General features: G+C 38.9%; 15 protein-coding genes and 1 pseudogene. 1 reads left to right on the top strand and 15 read right to left on the bottom strand.

The genetic code is table 11. The features are described 5' to 3' along the window. Nucleotides 1-3: 3 nt before the first annotated feature. From NON16_RS03790 to NON16_RS03760, 7 genes and pseudogenes are all read right to left on the bottom strand, one after another. The gene (locus NON16_RS03790) at nt 4-1,005 is read right to left on the bottom strand and encodes a LacI family DNA-binding transcriptional regulator (protein ID WP_257347273.1); all 1,002 of its coding nucleotides are present in this window, start codon (nt 1,003-1,005) and stop codon (nt 4-6) included. Nucleotides 1,006-1,065: 60 nt separating this feature from the next. Further along, nucleotides 1,066-1,401 carry an AbrB/MazE/SpoVT family DNA-binding domain-containing protein gene (locus tag NON16_RS03785; protein ID WP_257347272.1) on the bottom strand — a complete coding sequence of 112 codons (336 nt, stop codon included), beginning with the start codon at nt 1,399-1,401 and terminating at the stop codon, nt 1,066-1,068. Between the two features lie 23 nt (nt 1,402-1,424). Continuing rightward, nucleotides 1,425-1,691 (bottom strand): annotated as a pseudogene (locus NON16_RS03780) (transposase); the annotation flags it as partial. A 282-nt stretch (nt 1,692-1,973) separates the two neighbouring features. Further along, the gene (locus NON16_RS03775; protein ID WP_257347271.1) at nt 1,974-4,697 is read right to left on the bottom strand and encodes an MBL fold metallo-hydrolase; all 2,724 of its coding nucleotides are present in this window, start codon (nt 4,695-4,697) and stop codon (nt 1,974-1,976) included. A 16-nt stretch (nt 4,698-4,713) separates the two neighbouring features. Then, nucleotides 4,714-5,943, bottom strand: a complete 1,230-nt coding sequence (locus NON16_RS25430) for an SEC-C metal-binding domain-containing protein (protein WP_308216577.1) — start codon at nt 5,941-5,943, stop codon at nt 4,714-4,716. A gap of 633 nt (nt 5,944-6,576) precedes the next feature. Next, entirely contained in the window at nt 6,577-7,713 is a 1,137-nt protein-coding gene (locus NON16_RS03765; RefSeq protein WP_257347270.1) for a glycerate kinase, read from the bottom strand. Between the two features lie 75 nt (nt 7,714-7,788). Further along, entirely contained in the window at nt 7,789-8,025 is a 237-nt protein-coding gene (locus tag NON16_RS03760; protein WP_257347269.1) for a glycosyl hydrolase-related protein, read from the bottom strand. 189 nt (nt 8,026-8,214) lie between these two features. Between NON16_RS03760 and NON16_RS03755 the strand changes: the two genes are divergently transcribed. Next, nucleotides 8,215-8,991, top strand: coding sequence for a hypothetical protein (locus NON16_RS03755; RefSeq protein WP_257347268.1), 777 nt, complete (start codon nt 8,215-8,217; stop codon nt 8,989-8,991). Between the two features lie 163 nt (nt 8,992-9,154). Here the strand turns inward: NON16_RS03755 and NON16_RS03750 are convergent, their stop codons facing one another. The 8 genes from NON16_RS03750 to NON16_RS03715 form a co-directional block, all read right to left on the bottom strand. Further along, nucleotides 9,155-9,931, bottom strand: coding sequence for an enoyl-CoA hydratase/isomerase family protein (locus tag NON16_RS03750; RefSeq protein ID WP_257347267.1), 777 nt, complete (start codon nt 9,929-9,931; stop codon nt 9,155-9,157). After that, nucleotides 9,906-10,799: a 3-hydroxyacyl-CoA dehydrogenase gene (locus tag NON16_RS03745; RefSeq protein ID WP_257347266.1), complete on the bottom strand. Its 894-nt coding sequence runs from the start codon at nt 10,797-10,799 to the stop codon at nt 9,906-9,908. Before NON16_RS03745 ends, NON16_RS03750 begins: the two co-directional genes overlap by 26 nt. 15 nt (nt 10,800-10,814) lie before the next feature. Further along, on the bottom strand, nt 10,815-11,846 hold the full coding sequence (locus tag NON16_RS03740; RefSeq protein ID WP_257347265.1) for a zinc-binding dehydrogenase: 1,032 nt from the start codon (nt 11,844-11,846) through the stop codon (nt 10,815-10,817). Beyond that, nucleotides 11,843-13,249 (bottom strand): phenylacetate--CoA ligase family protein, encoded by a 1,407-nt coding sequence (locus tag NON16_RS03735; protein ID WP_257347264.1) that lies wholly within the window; start codon nt 13,247-13,249, stop codon nt 11,843-11,845. The genes NON16_RS03740 and NON16_RS03735 overlap by 4 nt, the downstream gene beginning before the upstream one ends. 21 nt (nt 13,250-13,270) lie before the next feature. Beyond that, complete coding sequence (locus NON16_RS03730) at nt 13,271-14,647, bottom strand: TIGR00366 family protein (RefSeq protein ID WP_257347263.1); 1,377 nt, start codon at nt 14,645-14,647, stop codon at nt 13,271-13,273. A gap of 104 nt (nt 14,648-14,751) precedes the next feature. Then, on the bottom strand, nt 14,752-15,735 hold the full coding sequence (locus NON16_RS03725) for an enoyl-CoA hydratase/isomerase family protein (protein WP_257347262.1): 984 nt from the start codon (nt 15,733-15,735) through the stop codon (nt 14,752-14,754). Between the two features lie 163 nt (nt 15,736-15,898). Next, on the bottom strand, nt 15,899-17,791 hold the full coding sequence (locus NON16_RS03720) for a sigma 54-interacting transcriptional regulator (protein ID WP_257347261.1): 1,893 nt from the start codon (nt 17,789-17,791) through the stop codon (nt 15,899-15,901). Between the two features lie 96 nt (nt 17,792-17,887). After that, nucleotides 17,888-18,907 (bottom strand): hypothetical protein, encoded by a 1,020-nt coding sequence (locus NON16_RS03715; protein ID WP_257347260.1) that lies wholly within the window; start codon nt 18,905-18,907, stop codon nt 17,888-17,890. Nucleotides 18,908-19,478: the final 571 nt, after the last annotated feature.

The following is a 19,478-nucleotide window of genomic DNA, read 5'->3' as shown; positions in this document are numbered from 1 at the left end:
CGATTACATTTTATTAGCACCACAAGAATGTCTAACCATCAATTGATCTTCAAGAACATATTGTTTCTTTGTGAGCTGCTCCTTTTTCATAAGACAAAGAAGTAATTCCATAGCTGTACTCCCAATCTCAAATGTAGGTTGAGCCACCGTTGTGAGTTCTGGTTCTAGTATAGAAGCCATATCAATATCATCAAACCCTGCAATGGCAATATCATTAGGTACAGAAAGATGATGTTTCTTTATGGCTTTGATCGCCCCTATTGCCATCTCATCATTTGCTGCGAACACCGCTGTTGGAGGGTTCTGTAAAGCGAGATATTTCTCCATCGATTTATAGCCCGACTCGTAGGAAAAGTCTCCCTCTTGGACTAATACTTGATCGATCTCACAACTATTTTGAGTCATGGCTTGCTCATAACCCTTTAATCGGTCTCGGCCTAAAATGATATTCATGGGACCTGAAATGTGTGCTATCCTTCGATGCCCTAGCTTAATCAAATGATCTGTTATTTTTCGAGCACTGCTTATGTTATCAATGGAAACCGTAGGAATCCGCGATCCCTCCAAATATTCACAGGCTAGCACAACTGGATAATCATCAGATAAGTCCTCAATCAAACGGGGATCCGTTCTTGCCGTAAGCAAAATGACACCATCTACTTGTTTATAGCGTAAATGATTTAGATATTGAGACTCACTTTGACCATTATTTTGTGAATCTCCCATGAGAACTTGATATCCGTTTTTAATGGCTACTGATTCAATCCCCCTTAATACTTTCGAGAAAAAAGTATTGGCAATATCCGGAACCACAACCAGAATGGTCTTGGTTTCCATTCTGCGGAGCTGTCTTCCCAAAAAGTTAGGTTGATAGTTTAATTCCTCCATCGCTGCTAACACTTTCTGTCTTGTCTTTTTAGTCACTTTCCCTGTGTTGGAAAGAACACGAGATACTGTAGCTGTTGAAACACTTGCTAGTTCTGCCACTTCTTTTAACTTAATCATTCTTCTTTCCCTCTTTCAAAAACCCAAAATTCAAAATGTAATCGATTACAATAGAACTTATCATAATTTTCGGAAATTTGTCAACACATTATTTTTTATCTTTTCATCTTTTTTCCGTCTTTTTCCGATTCCTTTGCAATCTCTCTGATAAGCCTTTCCGTATTGATTTTTGACACTCTTCATAGCTTCAATAACTTCAGGACGAATATTAGGTTGACCTGTGTGATTAATTTTTTTCAAGACAATTTCGCCCCTTTCACTGCCCTCAGTAACGATAACTTCGTCGCCTTTAAGGATATCGAATTTTAGAGCTAATTCTTTAGGGATACCAACAGATAAGCTATTACCGACTTGACTGACTCGGCGAGTGTAAGTTGAATTTTTTCTTTCCTGCATCTTATTCATCTCCTGCATGGCCGTTGATCAAACCCAATCGGTTCAGGCTCATTCCGTTTATTATAGGCGATGACAGCTTGATGCCCCCTATCCGATGAATCTGTGTATAGATCGGTTCGTAATCATAACCGGCATCCAAGGTGTTATAACGCAGGGAAGAAAGAGACAAACGCAATGCCCTTCATTAAGGGGGGCTCCGCCTTGCCGTCATTCAGGTTCCCGGAAGAAAAAAGGGAATGTAAGATGTATTTGCTCGTTGCCCCAACAGCTAGGTGGGCTTTATAGCCATATCAAAAAGCATATTTATTTTTTGTGTAAATTCCGATGCCAAACAAACTACAATCCCAACAACTGTTCCCAACAAAAAGTAGTACACTACTACCACCTACTATTGGGGGATAACAGTGATATATATCTTTTCTTACTATTCTTTAAACGGAAAAAAGTAGCACGGGAATGTTATCAAACCCATGCTACATCAATACGAATGTTCATTGTCCTTTTACAGTCTTATACCGTCCTCCACCGTTTAAGAATTCATTTTTCACTCATCACCTTTTATATACTAAAGACTATTTAATCTGAAGTGAGTACCCTGTCAAATTCTCAATTAATGAATCCACTTTCTTTGCTTCCGTATCGTTCGGAGTAGACGATAGTTTAATCGAAACCATTGCTTTGTCCATATGAAGCGAGGGGTTTTTCGTCATGCCCCATTCTGACGGAATGACTTCTTTCGTAGTTTGAATGATTTCATTTTGTTTTGGCTGCTTGGCAAAAGTCACCGACAAACCCGTCCTGTATGACAATTCCTCCAAATCGATCTCATGCCTTTTCGCCACTTCTGGAGAAATGAAATGAATCTCCATGATCGTTTGTTCATTGTATTGACGAAAGCTCGTTTTATATATTTTGATACCTCGGTCATTTGCCCATTTCTTTGTTTCCTCTATCGCTTGATTATTTTCCATAACCTTTCCATCTGCTTTCGACTTGTAAATTGAATCCGTTTTAGGAGCAGATCCAGCTTGTGATAACTGATCTGAAAACTGTAATTGGAAACCGGTTATTCTCGTAAACTGGGAAATAGCAGCTTCTGCTTGATTCGGTTTTGCTTCTTTCATTACTACAAGCTTTTCGTTTAAATGAATAGATGGTCCTTCCATTGCTCGTCCAAGTAATGAAGCCAGTAGTGGTTGAATGGCGTCTTGCCTGACTGAATCCGAATATGTTACCTTCCAACCCGTTTGCTGAAGCACGTTTTCCGCAATTTTTTCACGCTCGTCCTTCGTTACACCGTCCGGAAAATCGAACGAAATCGTTAATGATTCACGATCCGTCCCAGGATGCTCCACCCCGCAACGTATAAACCGGGGATGGTCTTTCAATTGTTCTCTTACACTGTCCATCGCAAAGGTCGGGTTGGTTTTCAATGCCTGAATCGGTAGATCGAGTATCGTGAGCGCTTTTTTAAGCTCATCCGTTAATTTATATCCAACTGTTCGTTCAGGATCTAGATGACGATGTTCATTAGGGATCGCTTGGAGCGCCAAAGCAATAGCTAGTTGTTCTTCTGCTGTTGTAATTTGTAATGCCTTGTATATTTCCTGGAGGGAGACAATTCGGTCCGGTATCAAACTCCAATTGATGTTTTCAATATAAGGTCGGCTGAATGTAAATACTCGCTGTACCGCCTCTTCCAGCTCTTCCATTGATTTGTTCCATTTTCCAACCGTTTCATGGATTTGATTCGGTGCCAAGTGTACTGTTTTCCCTTTCAGTGTTTGACACATCAAGGTGTTCGCTTTCGGACGAACTCCTGTACAAATGACTAGTTTAAGAGGCTGTTCGTCCGTTTCTCGGTAAAGGATCAAGCTTCCTATTTTATCCCGAAGCTGTGTATGTTCACGACTGGTTCGATACCTTTTTCCAACGATGCCCTTTCCAGACTTTCTTTTCTTAAACGGATAGGACTCACCATTTTCCGTTAGTATAGGGTTAAACCTTGGGTCTATTTTGTTACCAAGCTCATTTCTGGCATCATCATCACCATGAACCAGCAACGTGTAGGTTGGCTTTAGCGATTCAATAAACCGATTCATTTCCTCAGCATCTGCATGTGCCGACAATCCGTATTTTCCAATTTGGCATGAAACAGGATAGACTCTCCCGTTCAATTCAAGCGTCTTTTCAGTTCCGTCTGCTAGTGAAAGAAGCCGCCGCCCAGGGCTTTCTTCATCTTGATAACCTGTTATGAAGATCGCATTTTTTTCATCGGATAAAAGCTTTTCGGCATACCAAGCACTCGCACCGCCCGTTAACATACCTGAAGAGGCGACGATACAGCCTGGTTTGCTAGCAAGGATCTTTTCTCGTTCCTTCGGTGTTACCGCAATACAACGACCCTCTGTCAAAAAGGCATCTCCATTCACTTTGATACGATGTGACACAGGGCCTTTTAAATAATGAGGATAGCTCTTATAAATACGACTGATCGGTGTAACAAGTCCATCCACATAAATCGGAAACGCAGGGATAAGACCTTTTTCCATATAATCCTGGAGAATCAGCAATACCTCTTGAGCACGTCCAAGAGCGAAGGCTGGAATTAAAGCAAACCCTCCATTGCTAATAATTTCTGCCACATTTTCAGCAAGTCGCTTCTCCTCCGTGTTTCGGTCCGTATGCATCCGATTTCCGTAGGTTGACTCCATGATCACAACATCCGGCTCAATATCTTGTGGAACTTGGGCACCCGGTATTGTCCGCCCTGAACGAAAGGATAAGTCTCCGGTTACAAAAAGAGACTCGCCCTCTCCTTCGATTAAAAACATGACAGCTCCGAGGATATGACCAGCACGGAAAGCGGTTATTTTGACACTGCCAATCTTGAGAACACCATTCGCTGGAAAAACGAGGAGAGACTCAAGCAACGAATTTATTTGATCGTCTGTATAGGGCATAAGCGTTTGTGTCAGGCGTGTACGTTCTTCCAAAATTTTAAACGAATCCTTCATCATGATTTTCATTAAATCTATTGTTGGGGGTGTTGTATAAATGGGGACATTCGGAAAAAGCGAGTGAACAATAGGCAATGCGCCAATATGGTCAGCATGTGCGTGTGTAACCAAAATGACATCCGGGTCACTGAGCTCACTTAACATTCCAAAGGCTGGCAAGGCATTGTCCCCGTGCATCCGCATACCGGCATCTATTAATATGGTTGTATCAGCAAGCTCGATATGCAAACAAGAAGCCCCAATTTCATTCCCGCCACCTAAAATACTAACTTTCATGAAGCATGACTTCCTTTCATTTCCCACAGCATTTTTTGTATTTTTTCCCGCTTCCGCATGGACATGGTTCATTTCTTCCAACTTTATTCTCATTCACAATAGGACTTTGAGGTTGAAAAGCCGTTTCAGAAAACATAGGATCAGCATGATCGAACATTGGATGATCTGTTCCATTTCGAGATTGACTCTTTTCTTGAAAGTCCTGCTTCCATTGAGGAAGCTCCGATAATTCATACCCTGAAATGACACATGTGGCATATAAGGATTGCTTTAGTGGTAAATACCCTGGATCATAGTACTCGTCATCAATGTATTGCTTTACATTCGGAATTCCTTTTGTAGAAATCAATTTACAAAGTCCATCCGCCAAAGCAGTGATTGCGGTTATGTCATCCAATTCCTCATCATCAAGTAGTTCAATGATTGCTTGTTCAGCCTCTTCGCACTTGAGGTTCGCTAGGACACTGCTTGCAAACATGTTAAAACCGAAATCATTCCTTTTTATAAATTGCTCTTTAATAAGACCGATTGTTTTTTTGCTGCCAATCTTAGGTAACGCTTCTGCGGCAATTTCAGCTTCAAATTCATAGGCAAGCCATTCTATTAAGGCTGGAATAGCTTCCTCAATACGACGCTCACCAAAGATAAACGCAAGGTAGATGTTACTATATCCCCTATATGTATCAGGGTTATACGATTCAAACTGGTCCAGAATTTGATCGGAGGAAAGATCGTTTCTTCTCGCAAGCTCCCATGCGAGATATTTTCCGTATTTATAATTAAAATCGTTGATATACTTACCTCGAGCTTCATCTCCAAACCTTAATAATTCGTCCCAAAGCAAATCTGTATCCTGCTTCGTAAATTCAATCCTTTTCAGAATCGTTTCATAGGATTCCTTTGATAGTCGTAATTGTATCTCTTCTAGGAAAGTTGCTAGTAGAGTCGGATCTGCATTTTCAATAATACCTTTATACCAAAAGTTAATTTCCTTCTTAGTTTTCATTTTAGCTAGGATCGTTTGGATAGTTTCAGTGGTTTGAGGTAAAGATTTTGCGTGGGATAAAACGAGCCTATTATCCATTTCTTGCTCTGGATACATCTCACAACCCTCTAGGACGAGCGGCATTATTTCACGTTTATCAAACCCATCAATAAACCCTTCTGAAAAATACTCGACGGCCCAACGACGAATAAGACCTTCCTCATGTAAAAGAAATGGTTTTACTTTTTCTGGTGCAAGCATATAGAAGCTCCTCTCAAATACCTTCAGCTTTGTTACATCTTATTATATTGTAAAACATAGAATGAACCTATTACAACACTGGAAGTAAGGGATTCTCTCCGGTATGAGTAGTTTTCAAAGAACATCAAAAAACACAAAATACCGATCTATTGGACTAGCAATCTACAGCCTTGCACGACACATTTCGGGAGGATACAGACTATAGTCCTCTTGCAAATTTCGTGGTTATTCTTTTGTTTTAATACGGATTATACCTATGTAATAAAAAGTAAGGTCTATATGGAAGCTACAAAATTAGGAAGATAACGATTAGGAGTTTTCAAAAATGGAAGATATTAAAAAGGTTTATCGATACAAACTGGAGGTAAAAATATACAAGAAATCATGAAAGCAACTGTAATTCAGTGAGGATTGTCAGCTGTCTTTACCTTACACTATCAAATTAAACATATCATTATGACACTACAACTAAATAGCACTCGAAATCATCAATGATCTGAAACCAGAGTTCGGACCCATTCAGACTTAGAGACTAATAACAAAAAGCCCCGAACCATAGACATGTTATACGTGTCCATTATTCGGGCTAGATATTATAATGTTCATTTTAAAGAAGGGGAAATAATCCTATCTTCATTGTAAAAAGATTTTAATCACGGAAGCGATATTCTTCGAAGTTCGTTGAATATTTTCCGGTGCATTTCCTAGTGCTTCTTCAATCGTTATGACACCCGGCACTGAACTGAACAATGCGTCTATACCGTGCTCGTGTACCGCTTCATGCCCTTCAGATAGAGAACCAGCTATCCCGATAACAGGTACCTCATACTTTTTGGCGATATCAGCAACACCAGCAGGAACTTTGCCGTATGCCGTCTGACTGTCAATTTTCCCTTCTCCGGTAATGACAAGGTCTGCCTCTTTTACATGTTCTTCTAAATGGCAAGCTTCCATAACAATCTCGATCCCTTTTTTTAAAGTTGATGGCAGAAAAGCGATGAATGCCGCCCCAAGTCCTCCGGCAGCTCCGGCGCCTGCTACGTGCGCCACACGCTTACCCAAATCACGTTCGATGACATCGGAAAAATGGGTCAGATTGCCCTCAAGTGTTTGCACCATTTCTGGGGTTGCTCCTTTTTGCGGACCGAACACGCTTGATGCCCCTTGTGGACCTAACAATGGGTTGCTGACGTCACAAGCGATATCCAGCTTCACTTCAGCAAGTCGCCTATCCAATTGAGAGATATCAATGTTGGCTAACTGTGACAGTACTCCTCCGCCGTCACCGATATTCCGTCCATCAGTATCTAACAATTGGACACCGAGTGCTTGAAGCATGCCTACCCCGCCGTCATTCGTCGCACTCCCACCTAAGCCGATGATCATATGTTCAACCCCATGATCAAGCGCCTCAAGTATCAGCTCCCCGGTACCCCGTGACGTCGTCATTAACGGATTTTGTTTGTTTTGGGATACGAGATGTAAACCAGAAGCAGCTGCCATTTCAATCACAGCTGTCTTCCCGTCACCTGAAATTCCGAAAAAGCCTTGCACAGGGTCACCAAGCGGACCGGTCACCTGCTTTTCTATGATTTGTCCATCTGTAGCATTGGCAAGCGCCTCGACCAGCCCTTCTCCCCCATCAGACATTGGGACTTTCACATATTCAGCCTCCGGAAGCACTTGGCGGAATCCCTTCTCAACAGCGCTCGCCACTTCCGGTGCAGACAAGCTTTCTTTAAATGAATCGGGGGCAATGACGATTTTCATGACATATGTGGCCTCCTTAAAAATAAACAGACCCACCCGATCTACTCTTGACCAGGGGGTGCTGTTTTGAAAATTTTATTGTTTTAGATGCACTTTGTAAGATTTTTGCTGACAATGATGGTGAGTCATCGAAAAGGTACCGTCTTTAGGTTCGAGTTCACGTATAGCTTCCTCATTCAAGTTAACCTCTTCGCTTTTTTCCACCTCTGCCTTAAAGGATATCACACTATCCGTTCCTTCTGCTCTTGATGGATTGAATAACCGAATGACCAGTCCTTCATCTTGTTCCGCTTTTTTTACGACAGACAACACGGTAACACAAGCTCTTGTTGATAACTAAGTTAACATCGCAAATACATACACTTGTCTTTTGCTTTAATAAGATGATCCTGATATTTCTTTTTGTTCATCCAACATCTTAAATGCAAGTCACTGTCACATAACTTTAGTAATAGGACAATTTTCCTTCCTCATATTTTTATCATGAGGGAGGTGCAGAAAATGTACAAAATTGAGTTTATTAACTTACAAGACATTCATCTTTTTTATAGACATCTTCCATCGTATGAGACATTATATAAAAGATTAAATTTCATTAAGGCGAAAGGCACACTTTTTCCTTATTTAACAGTTGAATCAAATCCCACACAGAAGTCTTATCAATTAATCGATGGGTATCAAGAATATGAAACATTACACTTTATTGACTCAAATAAGAAGGTCCCCTGTTGGGTTGCTCCATACACAAGTGAAAAGGGACAAATTTATTTGGTTTTAAAAAAGTTGTACACCTTTGATCGGGTACCTTGGCTGTTAAAGTATGATTTAATCAAATTATTAATAGACAAGGGAGAGACTAAGCCAGAAGTTGCCAATCAGTTACAGATAACTCCGTCGCAAGTTGAACGGTATCAAATAAACAAAGAAGTCCCAAGAATGTACATCCAAAGAGGAATAAAGAATAATGCAGCTACTAAATTAAACAGAATTTGTAAGCTAGACTTAGAAAGCGAAATAAAAATGAAGTTGTATGATAAAGCTGTTCTACCAGAAGGGCATCCCGAAAGACTTATACATGACCAAATTGACGCAATTGTTAGGATGATGAGCTATACAAAAGGATTCTTAGGATTAAGTTCCGAAAATCAAAAGACATTTCTTAATGATTATGTACTTGAGTATAGAATGGTTCTAGAAATGTTATGGCAAGATAAAATTAATGACTTTATTTTTAATAACGATCCCTCCGAGGATGGTTCCTCTTTGTTTTTACAATAATAGTTTAAACAACTGAATGGTTCCTATCATTATTATTTGGGCTCTATTTTTTAAGAACCAACTAAAAAAACAGAAAAAAACTAAAACTGAACCCTTATATAAAAACCTCCAAAACGGGTTTTGGAGGCTCTAAGTTACAATATATAATTTAGGGGTTTGCTCTCTATTCTCCAACAAAGTTCGGTTGTCTCTTATCATAAAATGCTTCCGTTCCTTCTTCTTTATCTTTTGTACCAAACAATACAGCTTGTAGCGCTTTTTCTAATGCTAACCCTGAGGACAAATCAGCTGTCGCACTCTCGTTTAGAGAAATCTTTGCTAACTTCAGAGCAACAGGAGGTTTGTTAGCCAAATTAGAGGCTAGCGTATAAACTTTATCCATTAGGAATTCGTGCTCAACAACTTCATTCACTAAACCTATCCGATATGCTTCATCTGCATCAATAATTTTACCAGTTAGAACAAGCTCTTTTGCATTCTGCAATCCAACAATTTTAGTCAGTTGTTGAGTACCTCCACCGGCTGGAAGGATACCAAGATTTATTTCTGGTTGGCCCATTTTTGCATGACTGCTTGCAATTCTAAAATCACAAGCAGTCATTAATTCACAGCCTCCACCTAGGGCATACCCATTTACAGCTGCAATAATAGGTTTGTATGATCTGTACAGTTCCAACAAAACATCCTGCACAGCAGACCCATAAATATCAAGTGGTTTTCTGTTCTTGAGCCATTCAATATCTGCTCCAGCTGCAAAGGATTTTCTTCCAGCACCAGTAATAACAATTACTCTTACCAATTTGTGATTATTCAAAAATCGAACACCGCTCTTTAATTCTTCCCAACTATCTACGTCCATTGAATTACGCTGCTTCGGCCGGTTAATGGTTATGGTCCCAATATTATTTTGAATATCAACTAACAGGTGTTTTAGATTCATCTTTTTGAGCCTCACTTTTAACTGAGTAGTCATATACGCCTTTTCCAGTTTTCCTACCTAGCCTCCCCGCCTTCACATACTTAACTAGTAAAGGGCTTGGCCGAAATCGTTCCCCTAACGTATTGTACAAATACTCAAGATTTCTTAACCTTGTGTCTAATCCGACTAAATCACCTAATTTAAATGGTCCCATCGGATAATTAAGTCCTAGCTCAATCGCTTGATCAATTTCTTCAGGAGTTCCTACACCCTCCATTAGCATGTTAAAAGCTTCATTCCCTACCAAACTGCTAATTCTACTCGTAATAAAGCCCGGATATTCATTTACAAGAACGGTTTCTTTTTTCATATTTAGAGCTATCATTCTGGTCAATTCACTCGTTTCATCACTTGTTTCCAATCCTCTTATAATTTCAACGAGTTTCATTTTTGGTACTGGATTAAAGAAGTGCATTGCAATAACTTTATCCGAGCGCCTTGTATACGATCCAATTTCAGTAGGGCTCATCGTGGAAGTATTCGTTGCTAGAATTGTATGTGGAGGACAATACTGATCCAACACTTCAAATACCGTTTTCTTGATTTCCAATTTTTCAGGGACAGCTTCTATTACAAAATCTGCTTTTTTTGCTTCTACTTCTAGATTTGTAGAATATGAAATTCTAGACTTAACAGCATCCTCCTCGAACTCTTCAATTTTTCCTTTCTCAACAGCCTTATTAAAGTACCAGGAGATTTCTGTTCTAGCTTCTTTTAGTTTCTCTTCCAAAATGTCTTGTAAAGTTACGTTATAACCCCCGATAGCTGCAGCGAATGCAATTCCTCTTCCCATAATTCCAGATCCAACAACTAATAGATTTTGTGTCATTTGGTCACCCCTGACTTATATCTTTAAAAGTATCTTTCCGACGTGATCTCCTCTTTCCATAAGACTGTGTGCTTCCCCCACATCCTCCAAATTCAATACCTGATAAATGTAAGGTAGTAAATTGAGGCGCATCTTCAGAAACTCAACTACTTCAATAAAGTCAGATTGATTCCCCATCCAAGATCCAGTGATCGTGAGTTGTTTTCCAAAAATATACCGTAAATCTGTTTCTGTCTTTGGACCCGTTGTAACCCCACAAAATGCTAAACGGCCACCTGTCTTTAACATTTTTAAACTTTTCGACCAGGTTTGCTTACCAACGTGATCTAAAACAACATCTACACCTTCATTTGCAGTCAGATTGCGGATATCTTTAACTACCGAATCTGATCTAACAACAATTTCACCAGAAAAACCATAATGGTTTAAAAATTCAGCTTTCTCCTCAGAACCTACAATACCGATTACCTTTGCCCCTATACCTTGCGCAATAGAAGCAGCAGCAAATCCCAGCCCCCCAGTAGCACCCCAAATTACTAAGGTGTCATTGGCATTCAGTTTCGATTTGGTTACAAGCGCATTCCATGCCGTAATATAAGAAATTGGGACTGCTGCCCACTTTTCTAAATTATCCTCTGGAATTTCAACTACTTGCTTCATATTCACTGTTATAAACTCTGAATAGCCACCATCGATGTTATAACCAACCACCTTAAATTCATGACATTGTGACTCCCTACCACCTAAACAGGCTTTACAATACCCACACCCTAATCCTGGGTAAATCAACACCGCTTCTCCAACATTTAGATGACCAACAGCTGAACCTTTATCAACAATCAGGCCGGCAATATCACTCCCTGGGACCCTGGGTAAGGATAATTTATCACCAGTCCCACCCCTTCTTAACCACAAATCCAAGTGGTTAAGAGCGCAGTATTTAACCCGGACTCTAATTTCATCTTCCTTCAATAAATTATTTTGACTCGTGGTCGAAACCTTTAATTGTTCAATTGACCCATGCTCTTCTAAAATAACGGACCTCACACCGTTACCTCCTTAGGACGCCGGTCTTCAAACCTTTTTAACTTTGCTCGATGGCCTCGACCAGTGTATTTCTCAAGTGAATTAACTGGAACAATTTCTACATTGATTTTAACCCCTAGTTTGTTATTTAACAGTTGTTCAATATTTTGTTGAAGGTTTGAAGCGACTTGGTCATAAGCAGGTTCGACTAATATCGTCATTTCATCACGGTCTGGATATCCATTTACCTTCTTACGTTCAACATAGCAGTAGTATTCCCCGTTGGTTTCTGCCAAATCTGCAATAACTTTACCGCAAGCTTCTGGCCATACGTTTACTCCTCGTAATTTAACCATCGTATCACTTCGTCCTTGAAAGTACTTGATTTTACGATGCCAACTACCACATGTGCATTGTTCAATTTCGTACATTGCTGAAATGTCTTGTATGTTGTAACGTACCTGTTGCGTTCCTGTTTTGTATAGGGCCGTAACCACAATGTTTCCTTTTTGTCCTGGTGGAACTGGCTTACCAGTTTCAAAATCTACGATCTCCACAATGAAAGCGTCTTCAAATATGTGCAATCCTTCTTTGGCTGGACATTCTGCTGCTACATATTGAACTTCGTGAAACGCGTAAGAATCATAAACAGGTATCCCAAACTTCTTTTCAACAGGTCTGGTATCACCGAATGCAAGAAGTGATTTAAAATTAAAATCGTTTTTGAGGTCATATCCCATCTTTTCAGCTGTATCCCCAATGTGCATTAGGTAATCAGAGGTTGCGATAATAGAAGTAGCCCCAAATGTTTTTGCAAGTTCAACCTGTTTATTAGTTGGTGTTACGTTCCCTGTGCTTGTGGTAATGGGTGTGACCCCTAACCAATGCCACAATCCATGATCCATGATCCAAGCCGCATTGTGTGTGGAATAGGCCCATGCATTTATGACAGCATCTCCCGGCCTTATACCTTGTAAATAAAATGTCCTTGCACTCAGAATTGCCCCGACCTCTCTATCCCATTGAGAATAAATGGTTGGTCTCGGCGTACCAGTTGTTCCACCACTAGTATAAAAACGTAATGGGGTGTGGGAACCATCCTCAAACGAATATCGTTGGTAATCTCCAAATGGTGGTTTTCGGTCAATACTTTCTCGGATATCCTCGATTGTATACATAGGAATCTTGTGTAAATCATCTAATGACTTTACATCAGCAGGATCAAAGTCATTTTCTTTCCATAATTTTTGATAAAAAGGTAACTTAGCTGCATGTTCCAAAGTCTCTTTTAACCGCCTGAATTGTGTTATTTCAATGCGATCCCGGTCCCAAACCCAAGCACCTTCCATAAACTCTTTTGGTGGTTCATATTCAGAAACCAGATAATCCCAGTCTAGAGATTTATAGTAATAAGGTATCTCCATTCGTTATCTCCCTTCCTTTTTCTAGATAGGTAGAAATGCTAGAGCAAGACCCCAAATTAATCCTACAGCAAGAAGAATCGGTAAACAGTACCCCATAAAATCCCGAACCTGTAACCTCGTTCCTACTGCTAGGATTGGAAAGTACAACAATGCCCAGAACGGTTGAACCAAGTTTGTCCAGATATCACCGTAAGTGATTGCCATGATCGTTCTAGGCAATTCCACTCCTAGTGCCTCTCCTGCTGGAATTAAGAACGGTGCAGTCGCGGTGAACTGAGAACCCGCCGATGGTACGAACATATTGATCGCCCCAGACAATAAAAATGTAAGGACTGGGAAAGTATATTGATTGGAAAAACTTACGATAGCCTCTGTAAAAATAGTCGCTAAACCTGAACCAACCAGTATCGATGCAATTCCGCCATAAAGTGGAAACTGTAATCCAATTGACCCAGTAGCAATAAGGTTTTTTGAAAATGATTGTGCATAACTCATTGCATCCTTTTGCACTAGTAATCCCATAACAAGTGCAATAAAGGCAACGGAGTTAAGATTTAACCCATCCAGACCATTTCTGACAAAATAAACAATTAGATACCCTAATCCAATTAATCCGATAACTAAAATGATCGGTCTGAAGGTGTTTATTTTCTCTGCAAATGAATTGTTTTCTGTTGGCTGCTCCCATTCGTCTTTGGCTAATGGTTCAGCACTGGCAGCCATTTCTTCCCTAGGACTAATTGCTAAATCATGGTAAGTAACAATTTCTTTTTTATTTTTTGCGATGAAGTAATAGACAAGTGTGGTAATGATAACAATCAGGGTACAGGAGATCATATTTAGTAGAGAGAATGTAGTCTGTTCAAGTCCAATTAAACCACCCATCAGGTCAGTAAACTGGCCTTCTGTTGCAACAAATAATGGAATGGACCCTGAGATTCCTGTAAGTGAAATGGTAAATGACGAATATGCGATTGCTGATATTAACCGATAATCGACACCTTTGATCTGTTGTCCCAGCGCCCTAGCGAAGATTGAAGTCACAACTGGTCCAATATACCAACCGATAAAGGACGTAATTGCTCCTAGAATTCCGGTCCACATATAAGCTGCCATCGGTGTTTTAACCACATTCGCCATTTTGCGGATATATTTTTGTACAACCGGTGTATCTACTAATACTAATGCCGCTGCATACGTAAACATTAATTGAAAGGCAAATGTGAACATCCATGGAATACCTTCAAACCAATACTCCAATACGCTTACAATCGAACTTTCAGTAAAAACTACCCCCAAAATCATTGCCAGCAACGTTAAGATTAGTGCAAAAATTAACGCGTCAGGAAAATACCTGCTATACCAATTTGCAACAGCTTCCGATCGAGAAAGTTTCATATATCCCCCACACTTTCATTTTTTATAATAGGGAGACCCAAAAGATAGAGATTTGCATTCCTAACGCATAATCAATGTCTTATTGGGTCTTCACCTAAAAAAATTCACTTTCCAATTGGAGCACCGCATACTCCACAGTGATTGAAATATTCTGGGATATCTTTTGTTCCACATTGATCACACTCTAACATTGGGGCACCCCATAAATGTTCGGAGGAACCTCCCGTTGCTGCACGATCACGAATTTTTTCATAGTCTGGTTTTCTCTTTTCACTGAATGCCCTCATTGATTCATAAGTTTCGTATGATCCGGTATGGACAGATAGCCAATCACGAGCATGTTGTACAGTTAAATTGAAAGACAGATTTCTCCAGAAGTTGGTTTGTTCTTTCGTATATCGTACACATTCTGGTAACTTGTTAAGTAACTTCTTAGCCATAGTATCAACCGCATCATCAAGCTCCACGTATGGAACGACCTCATTTACAAGACCCCATTCCATTGCTTTATCTGGTGTTATCTCCTCATTTAACCAGAGAATTTCTCTAGCTCTGCGATCTCCGACAATCAAAGGTAACCACTGAGTTGCACCGCCAGCCGCTACACTACCGTGTGAATTTCCAACCTGTTTAATGTAGCCATGGTCTGCCATGATGGCAAGGTCACAGTTAATATTAAATTCATTACCGCCTCCAACGGTAATTCCATTTAGTCTAGCGATTGTCGGTTTTCCTATGTTCTTTAACTTTTCATGGGCTTCAATAAAGGCTCCCATCCACTTCCAATAATTCCTTGGCCGATCAAGAATCTCATTGTTTTGTTCTTTCATGTCAGCACCTGTACAAAATGCTTTATCTCCTGCTCCTGTTAATACAACGACTCCAACTTCATCATCCCAGGACGCAAGCTCAAAAGCTCTTGTCATTTCTCGCAATGTCTGGAAGTTAAGGCAATTGTAAACTTCAGGTCTGTTGATCGTGATAGTAGCAACCCCGGCTTTTTTCTGATAAATTACTTTCTCGAAGTCCGTATCCTCTGGTTGTGTCGGGCTTAAAAAATGGTCGTTTGTTGTGTAAACACTTGTCATCGTATAAAACCTCCTAATTTTTTATAGGTCACTTTTATATAATGCAAGTCCCATGCCAACCTTTTGAGAGCCGTCAGATTAGTGCTTTTTAATTATTCAAAACTATCAGTTTAATACAGACGTTCAATAAATGAAAAAGACTGTTCAAATAATGAACAGCCTTTTAAGCCATCAGATCTTCTTCTAATTCTTTTATCTTTTTCCAAACGGTGGTACGACTAACACCTAAAAGTTGAGCTACTTCCTGTTTGTTCCCTCCGTATTTTTCGTACAAACTCTGAATTATTTCCCCTTCCATATCTTTCATGGATCCAACATTTATTTCAATTTTTGAGGAAGGAGACTTCTCGTAATAGTTAACTGGATCATCGAACACGACGTCCCGAATATCATCTGGTGAAAGATGTTGCATCACTACAATTCTTTCCAGCACATTCTCAAGTTCACGTATGTTTCCGGGCCAATTATAAGCAAGTAATTCATATAATAACCGCTTCTCTAGTGATTCTATCGATGTGTTGTTCTTTGTGAGAATATGGTTGATAAGAGGTAGTAAATCTTCTTTTCTTTCTCTAAGAGGCGGTAATTTTATCTGTAGTATATTTAAACGGTAGTACAAATCTTCACGAAATTCTTTTTCTGCTACAAGTCGCTTAAGATTCTTGTTAGAAGCAGAAACTACCCTGACATTTACGGGGATAATCTTCTCTCCACCAATTCTCATCACTTCTTTCTCCTGGAGAACGCGAAGCATTCGAGATTGTAGGTCTAGAGACAATTCTCCAATTTCATCTAGAAAAAGTGTACCTTGGTGAGCCATTTCAAATAATCCAGGTTTTCCACCTTTTTTTGCACCTGTAAAAGCTCCCTCTTCATAACCAAACAGTTCACTTTCTAGTAAATCTTTTGGGAGTGCTGCACAATTGACCGCAACAAATGGACCTTCTTTTCGTAAACTTTCATTATGTGTACTCTGTGCAAATAACTCTTTACCTGTACCGCTCTCACCATTGATAAAAATACTACTATCAGAAAGACTAAACTTTCTGGCGATCATGATTGTTTTCTTCATAATTACACTTTCATGAACAATGTCATTAAATGTGTGTTTGGCAAAAAAGCGTTTATTATGTAGCTGACGCCGCAACTGTCCATCCAATTGTACTAATTTATTTACCTCCTGAAAGGTGATGACAAAGCTTTCATTATTCTCAGCAAGCTTTATCCGATTTACAACAAATCTCTGGCTACCTAAAGAAACTATTTTCTTTTCTACTGTTTTTCCATCTCCAAATAACTTTTGAAGAAATGGATGGTGAATTTTCTCAAGCTTTCTTCCAATTATCTCAGTTGATTTCAACCCGATTAATTTTTCAGCAATTTCATTGTAAACAAATACTCTTCCTTCGAAACCTGTGGCAATAACGCCATCAAATGCATACGAAATAATTGCTTCGAGGTGTGTTTGGCGTAACTTTTCTTTTTCATATAAATAGTATGTTTCAACAGCTTGGTTTAAAGCGTCTAGAATTGCTTCACGGGCTGAATCAACTACGTAGGATTTAATCCCTTTCTTAAGAGCTGTATTTGCAAGACATTCTGCTGTACCAACGATTACACTTGCAATTTTACTCTCTGCTACATCTTTAATATGGTTTGTAATGTCCCGTTCGTCCTGATATTGCCGGAGGATAATTTGAATCGAAAACAGTTCCTCTAATAATTTTAGATCATAATTATGGTAGTTTTCCTTGGAATCAATAAATACAATTTTGTTCCCCAATTGTTGTGCTTGTTTAAACGTCTTCAATAAATCAAATCCATTTACTTTAATTTTCACGACAGGGATTGATAACTTTTCATCTAATAGTTGAGCTGTTGCACCACGAGCAACAATTACAGATACTCCGTGTTGTTCCACTAAGTTTTTTGCTTGAACCAATCCTCTTTTTAAAGCCCCTTGTTTGATAAATACAGGAATATTAGTCTGTTTAGAAACTTCTTCTGCAATTCTTGTAAACTCTACTGAAGGTGAAATAATTCCGATCTTCACCATGAAATCCCCCTCTTGATAAGAATCAGCGACAGGTAATCTAACATTTTTTATTCTTGATCAAAAATAAGGTTTAAGAATCACTTGTAGGATTTGATACTATATTGTCTGAGTATTACTGATTTGTATACTTTCGGCTTCAAGGCTCCTTGAAAATGCAACGATTACTTCCATTTGTAAAAACATTTCTTTTGAACCCACAGTTGGACGAAGAGCCGTATTATCCGGTACTACACTTTTATAAATGGTGCGGTTATTTTGAGTCGATGCTCTTATTTTTAAATAGCCAGTCACTATAACGGTATCCAGATAAACGTTTACTTCCATGCTATTTGCCCCTAATACACAAATATTTTGTACATTAGAGGATTCGCTATTTAAATCCTCTTTATTCTTGTCGTGCTTAAGAATATAATTTCGACATTCTTCATTTATTGTGTCATCAAAATTGATCGTAATTAGATTGGCTAAATATTGATTCTGTTCTTCTTTTGTCGAAAATTCTAATTCATCATACGATTCCTTATTTAGTTGTACTAATTCATTTTGTTCAAATAATTGTTTAACAGAGGAATAAAAGGAGCAGCTATTTGGATTTGCTTTCAAGTTGTTTAACAGTGTTTCATAGTCTTTTTCGCTTGGAGTTATAATAATTGGGTTATGAATATTCTTTTCTTTTAAGAATTGAGCATAAGACAATGAGAGGATTGATTTTTTATATTCACTTTTATTAATATTTGAATCTATATTCTTCGCTGAACTTAATACTAACTGAGGAGTGATATTACTATAGTAGGGGATAATTGTAAGAAATTTATTCTTCACTAGATTGCTATAGAAATCGTCCAATTGAGTACAATAGGATCCTATACCTTCTAATAAAAACAATTCGTTAAGATCTTTTTTGATTAAAGGTTGTAGAAACACCTTGTTCCGGTTTAGTACATTTAAAACGTTATGAAGTTGGCCTTTGTACATTGACTTTGTCTCAACTAAATCTATTTCAGATACACAAAGTTTTATCTTATTTCTTTTTGCCAATTCAAGAAGAGTCCGATGATAAATACTTTTAAAGTAAGGGTCCTCTAAGATGATTTCAGCGCTTAAAAAAACATACATCCTACCACCTCATCCTATTTAAATAGTTTTATCATACAAATAATCGTCAATTAATTTCGATTGATGAAATAGTTGCTATAATTTTCTTATTCGATTAATTCTACTAAAATCCTCCAAGGTTCTCTAGATCGGTATGTTTTTATTTTTTATTAAATGTGATTAAGTTTACCTAGATGCTGATAGGTTTCCTACAGTCCAGAACATAGAAAAGTAGATAAGAGCCTCATACCCATTATAAGAAACTCACATGATTTAATAATCACACTCCGGGATAAATGAACTGTATCCCGAATAATGGACACTTATAAAAAAAGTCCGTTATTCGGGATTTTTTGTGTTAACTTACACAGAAAACCCGTTATAATCAAAACAAATGGAGAGAACGGGGAATCAAGTATGAGTAAACGAATCTTTAACGAATTTCAACGTAGACAACTAGAGAATAATCCAAATGTCAGCCATGTTTCAGATCGCGCTATCGGTTATCAACCAGCATTCAAAGTAAAGGCTGTGAAGGAGAACCTGGAAGGAAAAGGTCCTAAAGCTATCTTCCTAGAAAGTGGATTTGACT

Source organism: Pseudalkalibacillus decolorationis, assembly GCF_024609785.1.
Lineage (GTDB): Bacteria > Bacillota > Bacilli > Bacillales > Fictibacillaceae > Pseudalkalibacillus > Pseudalkalibacillus decolorationis.
Note: the sequence above shows the minus strand (reverse complement) of the source record. Positions and strands in the feature narration are given on the sequence as shown.